We start from the raw sequence: 8,837 nt of genomic DNA, 5'->3' as shown, positions 1-8,837 counted from the left end.
CCCCGTCATAGCCGCGAGGCCCGCCAGCTTCCGTAGTCTTGACGGATTGGCTATCGATGATCGCTGCGCTGGGGGTCGCTGCGCGACCCTCACGCTGACGGACCAATTCTCGAAGGATCGTGTGCAATGCCTCCCAAACCCCGTGGAGCCGCCAAAGACGATGGGAGTGATAGACCGTCTGCCACGGAGGCAAATCATGAGGCATCGCTCGCCAGGCGATGCCGCCCCGCAGGACGTAGAAAATCCCGTCCAAGATCTCTCGAAGAGACNTGCCACGGAGGCAAATCATGAGGCATCGCTCGCCAGGCGATGCCGCCCCGCAGGACGTAGAAAATCCCGTCCAAGATCTCTCGAAGAGACCATTTTCGGGGACGTCCTACGGAGGCTTCTGGAGGGAGGAACGGGAAAAGAACGTGCCACTCGGCGTCTGTCAGATCGTTCGGATAGGCAGATCGGGACATGGGCGCATCACCTCAGCCCAATCGTCTACCTTTATGGATGCGGGAAAAACCTGCATCAGCACGTTTTTCAGACGCACTTTAGGCGTACTGTTCGAGCTGGATGCCGCCAACGTCTGCCGCAACATTCATGCCTTGCTCCCCCGCCTGGAGCAGGCAGTGCCTGCTCCGCTCCGAGCCTGGACCCTGGACAGCGGCAAGATCATCCCGTTCTGAACGTCCCCCAGGTTTCTGTACAGAAGTTCCCTTTCCGCTAAGGTAGCTGCCTCATGGCCCCTACCCTGCGTCTCGACCGCGGCACCCTCCTGATGGATGAGGTGCCGGCGGCCGCGTCCGACTTGTTCACCTGGGACGACCGCGCCCAGGCCTGGCGCGCGCCGGGCCACGCCTACCGCGACATCATGACCGCGCTCGGGAAGACGCCGGTTCGTGACGCAGCGGCGGGCTTCCTCAAGCTCGAACTCGGCTACGCCCGGGAGGTGCAGCCCTACGCCCACCAGCAGGGCGCCCTGGAGGCTTGGAAGAAGGCCGGCCGCCGGGGTGTGGTCGTGCTCCCCACTGGAGCAGGCAAGACCCTCGTCGCCCAGCTCGCGCTGCGGGACACGCCCCGCAGCGCCCTGATCTGCGTGCCCACCCTGGACCTGATGCACCAGTGGTACGCCGGCATGCTCGCCGCATTCCCCGACGCCGAGGTCGGGCTGCTGGGCGGGGGCAGCAAGGACCAGACCCCCATCCTGATCAGCACCTACGACTCGGCCGCCATCCATGCAGAACGGCTGGCCGGCATCTACGCTTTCCAGATCTTCGACGAGGCCCATCACCTGCCCTCCGACTTCCACCGGAGTGTCGCCGAGCTGGGCCTGGCCCCCTACCGTCTGGGCCTGACCGCGACTCCCAAGCGCAGTGACGGGCGCGAGCTGCACCTGAATGACTTGATCGGCCCGGTGGTCTATCAGGCGGCTCCCGAGGACCTCGCGGGTGACACCCTGGCGCCCTACCGCGAGGTGATCATCAAGGTCTCGCTCAGCCCGGCCGAGCAGCGCCACTACGACGACCTGATCCTGCGCCGCAACGACTTCCTGCGCCGGAGCAACATCCGGCTGGGCAGCATCGAGGGCTGGAAACGCTTCGTCATGAGCAGTGGGACACCCCAGGGGCGTGTGGCGATGCTCGCGCACCGCGAGGCCCGGAGCCTAGCCTACGGTACCGAGGGCAAGCTCCGGGTGCTCGAAGAGATCCTCGCCAACCACCCTACTGAGCGCACGCTGATCTTCACGGACGACAACGCGACCGTATACCGCATCAGCCGCGAGTTCCTGATCCCGGCGATCACCCACCAGACCCCAGTGAAAGAGCGCCATGAACTGCTCGAGAAGTTCCGTGCGGGCCGCTACCGCGTACTTGTGACCAGCCGGGTGCTCAACGAGGGCGTGGACGTGCCCGAGGCGTCCATCGCCGTCGTGCTGTCGGGCACCGCGACCGAGCGCGAGTACATCCAGCGCTTGGGCCGCATCCTGCGCCGGGCCGAGGGCAAGCAGGCCGTGCTGTACGAGGTGATCACCGAGGGGACCTCCGAGGAGCGGGTGAGCCAGCAGCGACGCGGTCAATGGCAGCGCACGCTGGGCGGGACACCGGGGTGGGAGGACGTGAATGCTCCCCACTGAACTGCTGATGTTCAAGGTCAAGGCGGGATTGGTCGAGCCGCGACGGCTCAAGGCGACGCCGGCGAATCTCGCGCTGGCCACGGGGCTCATCGCGACCTTCGAGGCCAACCTGGGCAAGCGGCGGGCCGATCTCGATGAGGACTTGCGCGCCCTGGAAGCGGGGAGATCGGACTTCAAGGTGCTGCGTGGGCTGGCGCATCTCTTGACGAACGGGTCGAGCACCTTCGAGACCGGCGGCGACGTGCCCCCAGCCGCTGTGCGCGCGCGTGTCTTCGCGCTGGCCCAGAGTGGGCCGCCCAGTCGGCGTCGCCGGGGCCAAGTGCTGGAACAGGCGGCGGCGGCGCTCACCCGTGAGCGGCCCCTGGCCGCTGCGGATGTCGCCGATCTGCTCTACGCCGATTTGCCGGACCAGCAGCGCCTGGTGGTCTTCGAGCCCCCGACGTCTGAGGAGTTGCTGCAGCGCTTCGACCTGGCTCAGGCGCAGGGGATGCTCTACCGGGCGTACAACTTGATCATCACGGCGCGGCGCAATGAGCCGGCACGGTACAAGCAGCTCCTGCAGTACACCAAGTTCTTCGGCCTGATGATCACGGTGGAGGGAGACGCGACCTTCGGCTTCACGCTGACGATGGACGGGCCGACGAGCCTGTTCGGCGGCACGACCCGCTATGGCCTGGCGATGGCGAAGTTTCTTCCCGCCCTATTACACGTGACGAAGTGGGATCTGACGGCCAGTCTCAAACCCCGGCGGGACCTGAACTGGACGGAGAAGGCAGAGTCGGAGTGGCTCTTCGAGTTGACGAGCGAGCATGGGTACGTGAGCCATTACCGGGAGCCGAACGAGCACGACAGCGCGCTGGAATCGGGCTTTGCCGAGCGCTTCGCGAAGCTGGAGACGCCCTGGGTGCTGGAGCGGGAGGTAGACCTCGTGCCTGTTCCTGGGTCGGTGATCGTGCCCGATTTCCGGCTGGTGCACCCGGACGGCCGGAGCATGTTGGTGGAGATCGTGGGGTACTGGCGGCCGGAGTACCTGCGCAAGAAGTTCGATATGCTGCGTCAATCGGGCCGGACGGACGTGATCGTGTGTGTTTCGGAGCGGCTGAATCTGGAACGGGCAGGAGTGGATCCGTCGGATTTTGGGGAGCGGCTGATCTGGTTCAAGGGTGTGCTGCCCCCCAAAGAAGTAGTGGCGCTGGCTGAGCGTCTCAGTGGGGGTAGAACGACGCTGCATACAGAGACGAGCTAAAACGGGCACATGAAATGACTGTCAAGTACCTCAGTACCCGACAGTTCTCATAACACTATTTGGGACAACATCAACAGAACGACGAGAGACAGATCGCGTTTAGCGATCTGATCTTCTCTAACAGGAACCTGGTATAGGCGTGTCAAGGGCATCTACCTTCAATCTTGGGTGTGCGGCTCTATTAATCGCTGTTTTCCCAGGTCAACACGCCTTTGGCTGATCCAAAGTTCGCGAAGAGTAGTACGGGATCACCCACGGGGGAGATGTCAACGTAGACCCACGCCTCGTGTGACTCAGCCAAACGCTTCCGATCCACTGAGATCCCGCGGTGTTCCGAATATCCATGCATAAGGTCATCTACAAAAGCTGCAGTGGCCTCTGAAATACCCATCCAAGTAGGCACACTTTTGATGTCGTCGAAATGCTCCGTCAAAAGACGAAGGAGCTTCTTGTAGTCCTCCGTAAGCAAGGCGAGTACGCCTTCCGCCTCCGGGTGCAAGCAAGCCGTCCCCCCAGTCTGAGTGGTATATCGCACGCCAGAAGACCACTCAATGATGATGCCGACATGCCGAAAGCAAGGGAGAGATCAATCGAAGGACCTGATGCTGGGGAGCTCAGCACCTGACACTTCGCGAGAACTGGTGTCCTGAACGGAGTGCGGCATAACAAAGGGCGGTATCTGGGTCTGTGACGATCCCCGATACTGCCCGCGTCCATGCTGACACGCTCGCGACCTACTTGAAAAGTCGCCTCCCTCATCGCCGCCTGGACGCCTTGAAGCGGCTCGCAGAAGTGCTCCTGNTGGTGTCCTGAACGGAGTGCGGCATAACAAAGGGCGGTATCTGGGTCTGTGACGATCCCCGATACTGCCCGCGTCCATGCTGACACGCTCGCGACCTACTTGAAAAGTCGCCTCCCTCATCGCCGCCTGGACGCCTTGAAGCGGCTCGCAGAAGTGCTCCTGGCACTCATCCAGGCTGAATCCACACTGCACCGCAAGATTGCGCTCCATCTGCCCCGGGACGCCACACTCGACGCCAAAACCCGCACCGTTGCTAGGGTCTTCCACGACGCTCATCTCACGCCGCAGGACGTCTGTGACGTCCTGCTCCCCCTCCTGCCTGACGGCAAACTCACCTTGATCATGGACCGCACGACCTGGCATTACGGCCAGACACCACTGAACATTCTCGTGCTGGGCGCGCTCCTCGGGGGCGCAGTCATTCCGCTCGTGTGGTCGATCCTGCCCCATCAGGGCAACAGCTGCACTGCGGCCCGGATCCTGTTGGTGACCCGCCTACTGAAGGTGCTGCCTGCCCGTCGCTGGGCCGTCGTGATTGCCGATCGGGAGTTTACCCTGCGCGAGTGGTGCTCATTCCTGCGCTGGAAACGTATCCGGCAGTGTGTCCGTATCCGTGAGAACACCCGCATTGAGGACGAGATGGCCCGGGAACTGTTCACAACCCTGCAACCGGGACAGGTACGAACGCTCTTCGAGCGTACCTGGGTGTACGGGGGATGGATGCACGTCGTGATCACCCTATCCCCCGCGGGGGATAGGGTGATTGTCGCTTCGGATTTGCCAGTCCTGGACGTGCTGAGCACCTACCGTCTCAGGTGGGGCATTGAGTCGGCGCTTTCCTCGTTGAAGTCCCGTGGATTGAATCTGGAAGCAACGCATATGACCGCTCCCGACCGGATCTCGCGGCTGTTCGGATTGCTGTGTATCGTGCTGGCGTGGATGGCTCGGGTAGGGGCGCAGCGGATTCAAGACCATCCTCCAAGGCAAGACAACCGCGGGCGAGCCGTGGTCAGTCAGGTACGGATCGGGTGGCAGGTCCTGGGTCAAGCCGCGCGATGAGGCGGTGAGGTCTTCTGGGACTGCCTGGAGCTGCTCGGCAGGCCTTTCTCAGCCACCAGCACGTCAATTTCCCGAAGTGTCAGGTGCTGAGGCCGTACCGTCCATCGTCGGGAGCGTGGCCATTGCCCGCGCGATAGCTAGGCAGAGCCGCACGCGCCCAGTGCTCAGAACAGTCGTGGAGTGACATGATCGACTGCGCCGAAGTCCTGACCCCCAGAAGTTACTCGATCGCCTCCGACTCTCAGCGCTGGCTTGCCCTGCCCCTCCGCGTGCACTGTCAGCACCCCAGCTGTATGTAAGGAAGCTCACCAGGTCGGCTTCTGCCGTGCTGGTTGGGGACAGGTCGAGACCATGGCAGGCTTCCACTTCAGGGTCGCTTTGGACAATCCGATGTTCAAGAATTTGATCGGTTGAACTCTTAATCGTCAACGCCTATTCGCGCTAAAATTGGATAAATACCAAAGTGGGTTACAGTCTTTGTGGTGGTTTTCATCTCGATTCCTATCCTCTTTTTAAACAAGCCTCCGCAAACTCACTGACAGCCCTGGCCCACTCCTCGTGATGCTCAATAAGTCCCAGATGTCCTGCAGGAGCAAGCGTTACCTGCTTTGCCTGAGGAATCGTAGTCGCCATAAGATCGGAGGCCGCAGGCAACGTTGCCTTATCGCCGCTAGCTGCAATGATAAGAGTTGGGACATTAATTTGAGGAAGAATGTCCAGCGCATCGTAGTCCATCATAGCTTGCATGCCGCGCGCGACTACAGCGGGATTAGCGCGTTGCCCCAAGGACGTGAAGAACCGCAACTGTCCAGATGTTTCCTGTCTTCCAAACTGCATGAAATGGTTCAGGATATGCGCACTTCCATTGAGTTCACACAAAAAATTCGTGACTCGCATCAACGGTGATAACACAAGAGTAAATGAGCACATCGGGCTTAGAATAAAGCGCTGGAGTGGCCGAAGGAAGCGTGCGCCTGGCGCAGTATTGACCGGGTTGGTATAGGTCGTATGGATCAGGACAATCCCCTTGACCTGCTGGGACAAACGCTCAGGGAACAGTCGGCAAAACGTCAGGGTGATCATCCCGCCAATGCTGTGACCACACAGGAGGACCGGTCGATCCCCCGCCAAATCCAGGACTGCATTCAGATCACCTGCGAAATGTCTCAAGTCCCGATCATGTCTCTGGGCTTCGCGCGACTGTCCCAAGCCAGGAAGATCCCAGAGCAGCAGGCGGTACCGGTCGCCGAGGTGTTGCTTTGCGTAAAACCACTCAGCGCTGCTCAAGCCCCAACCGTGCGTAAACAGGAGGACAGGTGCATCTCCTGGGCCATGCGCCTCGATGTGGAGCACAGTGCCGTCAGGTCGCGTCAGCCGTTCGATGGTCCCCCCAGTCAGCGGGCGAGGATCTTCCTCACCTGCGCGGAGCTTGCGCCCGAGGAAAGGAAGGACCAGAGGCCGACCCAGGAAGCCCAAGGTGAGCAACACCAGTCCGCCAATCAGGAAGCGTGGATTAGCAGGTAGATCTCTTACCCAGTTGTCATACCATTCCCAGATCAACCATCCACTACTTCCTAAGAGCAGGAGAGACAATAACCCGATCAACCAGAACGCTATGAGAATGGGGGGAATAGGCATAAAACACTCCAAGATAGGAAAAGGTAACCCAGATATTTTCGTACTCGCATCGCGCTGGGCGGGCATGCTATATGCAATTCCCGATCAGGATCTTGATAGTAGCTTGAGTGATAAAGCTTGATCTCAGATGTTGGCTCAAGTAGTAGAACCGTTTGAAGATAGTTGACCGCTGGTCTAACAAAATAAGAGGTCAATTTATGCGCTCTATCGTGCATACGATAATAGATCCACCATTCGAGAAGTCCACAATTTCCTTGGCCGGATGAACAAGGTGGCGAGGAGAGATGCTCCGCAACCCCTAGACTTTGAAGTATGTCCCTTCGACAGGTCCAGACCACTACCCTCGACATCGCCTACGAGGATGGAGGACCCTCGGATGGGTCGGTCGTTCTGCTGCTCCACGGCTGGCCTGATGATCTTCAGGGTTGGAATGGGATTGTTCCTGGCCTACAGGCTGCCGGCTACCGCACGATCGTTCCATACCTGCGCGGCTTCGGAGCGACGCGCTTTCTTTCCGAGGAAACACCTCGCGATGGTCGTGGCGTAGCACTGGCACAAGACGCCCTTGATCTCCTGAATGCCCTCCATGTGAAGCAGTGCGCTGTGGTTGGACATGACTGGGGAGCGAGGGCCGCTTACACCTTAGCGACCCTCGCTCCTGAGCGTTTCACCGCTATCGCTGGGCTCGCACTGGCCTATCAGCCGGGGGGCCGGTTTCTCCTCCCTGCGTTTTCACAGGCACGACTGTTCTGGTATCAGTGGTTTATGGCCCTGGATCAGGGGGCGGAGGCTGTCCGTACAGATCCAGTGGGCTTCGCCAGGCTCCAGTGGGAGACCTGGAGCCCGCCGGGCTGGTTTACCCCGGAAGAGTTTCAACAGACGGCCCAGAGTTTTCAGTCCCCGGACTGGGCAGAGGTCACGCTAAGTGGTTACCGCAGTCGTTGGAGAACCGAACAGCCAGCAGATCGACATCACGACGACCGCTACGACGAGTTGGAACGAATCTTGGCAGAGGTCGAGACGATTCATGTTCCGACGCTGATGATTCAGGGAGGGTCGGACACCTGTGATGAGCCTGCCTCATCTGTTGGATTGGAGGCGCACTTTCTTAAAGGGTACCGGCGCGTGGTATTAGACGGAGTCGGTCATTTTCCGGCACGAGAGGCTCCGGACGCCGTGCTGCAGGTCCTGCTCACCCACCTGAACAGGGAAGCGCCGTAAGTGAACGTCCCAGGAAAGCTCTTCCGGCTTTTCCTGACTTGAACGTTGACCCTGTTTTACGCGCGGCAGCAGGCAACGTGATCAAGTTGCGGCCTTGGCAGGATGGAGACCAGCCTGAGCATGGGCGGGCAGGGGGCTAGGGGGTAAGCCTCTGGCCCCCAGATTGGCACCATATCCCACCTCCGCTACGCTGCTTCTTACGCTCACCGTAAAGATCAGGCGAGCCGAGGGCCGCCTGACAGAGAAGGTGCGGGAGTCAGCGGTGAGTCGTCGTCTGATCGTGGCGCACGACGACAGGTTCTTTGCGACGGAGGCCGGCAAGACCGGCGAGACCGAGCAAGCCGAGCCAACCCCAGTCCATTCCGTTGTTATCGTCCCGAGTGGTGGTATCGGTCGTTGTCGTGCCAAGGGTTGTGGTACCCGTCGTGTTGCCTTGCGCCAGCGCAGGCACTGAGGTCAAGCCCAGGGTTAGGACTAACAGGACCGTTTTCGTTTCTTGCTTCATGGGTAAACCTCCTAGAACAGTGTGATTTCTTACGCTTATCAACATGTCACACAACCTTGGGATTGTGTGAATAGCAACTATTTTGTTACCGCACACACTCTCTTTATATGGATTGCGGTCAGCGCAAGAATGATGCTCCTAGCTGTACTTCGGGGAATATTCAGGGACCGCTGAACAACGCTGCACGGCACGCATAAAGGCGGCACCGTTCTCCTGATCGCCGGGGAAGTTCCCCGGCGATCTC

General features: G+C 60.3%; 7 protein-coding genes and 3 pseudogenes. 5 read left to right on the top strand and 5 right to left on the bottom strand.

The features are described from left to right. Both ASF71_RS25410 and ASF71_RS25405 read right to left on the bottom strand, forming a co-directional pair. Positions 1-269: pseudogene (locus ASF71_RS25410) on the bottom strand (transposase); the annotation flags it as partial. Position 270: 1 nt separating this feature from the next. Then, on the bottom strand, positions 271-461 hold a 191-nt coding region (locus ASF71_RS25405; RefSeq protein ID WP_235514653.1), incomplete at its 3' end, for a transposase. Between the two features lie 63 nt (positions 462-524). Here ASF71_RS25405 and ASF71_RS24320 point away from each other — a divergent pair. From ASF71_RS24320 to ASF71_RS20285, 3 genes and pseudogenes are all read left to right on the top strand, one after another. After that, a pseudogene (locus ASF71_RS24320) lies at positions 525-647 on the top strand (IS5 family transposase); the annotation flags it as partial. A gap of 80 nt (positions 648-727) precedes the next feature. After that, positions 728-2,122, top strand: coding sequence for a DEAD/DEAH box helicase family protein (locus tag ASF71_RS20290; protein ID WP_056303533.1), 1,395 nt, complete (start codon positions 728-730; stop codon positions 2,120-2,122). Then, entirely contained in the window at positions 2,109-3,368 is a 1,260-nt protein-coding gene (locus ASF71_RS20285) for a DUF790 family protein (RefSeq protein WP_056303531.1), read from the top strand. Before ASF71_RS20290 ends, ASF71_RS20285 begins: the two co-directional genes overlap by 14 nt. 181 nt (positions 3,369-3,549) lie before the next feature. Here the strand turns inward: ASF71_RS20285 and ASF71_RS25930 are convergent, their stop codons facing one another. Next, entirely contained in the window at positions 3,550-3,903 is a 354-nt protein-coding gene (locus tag ASF71_RS25930; protein ID WP_056303529.1) for a DUF6210 family protein, read from the bottom strand. A 420-nt stretch (positions 3,904-4,323) separates the two neighbouring features. On the opposite strand from ASF71_RS25930, the pseudogene ASF71_RS20275 reads away from it, so the two are divergent. Further along, a pseudogene (locus tag ASF71_RS20275) lies at positions 4,324-5,319 on the top strand (IS4 family transposase). Between the two features lie 411 nt (positions 5,320-5,730). On the opposite strand, the gene ASF71_RS23235 reads toward ASF71_RS20275, so the two are convergent. Further along, a complete protein-coding gene (locus tag ASF71_RS23235; protein ID WP_162243150.1) occupies positions 5,731-6,867 on the bottom strand; it encodes an alpha/beta fold hydrolase in 1,137 nt (378 codons plus the stop codon). 312 nt (positions 6,868-7,179) lie between these two features. Between ASF71_RS23235 and ASF71_RS20265 the strand changes: the two genes are divergently transcribed. Further along, positions 7,180-8,088: an alpha/beta fold hydrolase gene (locus ASF71_RS20265; RefSeq protein ID WP_056303525.1), complete on the top strand. Its 909-nt coding sequence runs from the start codon at positions 7,180-7,182 to the stop codon at positions 8,086-8,088. Positions 8,089-8,344: 256 nt separating this feature from the next. Here the strand turns inward: ASF71_RS20265 and ASF71_RS23230 are convergent, their stop codons facing one another. Beyond that, entirely contained in the window at positions 8,345-8,593 is a 249-nt protein-coding gene (locus tag ASF71_RS23230; protein WP_082506264.1) for a WGxxGxxG family protein, read from the bottom strand. Positions 8,594-8,837: the final 244 nt, after the last annotated feature.

This window comes from Deinococcus sp. Leaf326 (assembly GCF_001424185.1).
Classification (GTDB): Bacteria; Deinococcota; Deinococci; order Deinococcales; family Deinococcaceae; genus Deinococcus.
This window is presented reverse-complemented; position numbering and strand designations above follow the sequence as displayed.

Bases quoted from the DNA above. Each gene is read 5' to 3' on its own strand.
- ASF71_RS20290 (WP_056303533.1), top strand. From the start codon at position 728: ATGGCCCCTACCCTGCGTCTCGACCGCGGCACCCTCCTGATGGATGAG.
- ASF71_RS20285 (WP_056303531.1), top strand. From the start codon at position 2,109: ATGCTCCCCACTGAACTGCTGATGTTCAAGGTCAAGGCGGGATTGGTC.
- ASF71_RS23235 (WP_162243150.1), bottom strand. From the start codon at position 6,867: ATGCCTATTCCCCCCATTCTCATAGCGTTCTGGTTGATCGGGTTATTG.
- ASF71_RS20265 (WP_056303525.1), top strand. From the start codon at position 7,180: ATGTCCCTTCGACAGGTCCAGACCACTACCCTCGACATCGCCTACGAG.
- ASF71_RS23230 (WP_082506264.1), bottom strand. From the start codon at position 8,593: ATGAAGCAAGAAACGAAAACGGTCCTGTTAGTCCTAACCCTGGGCTTG.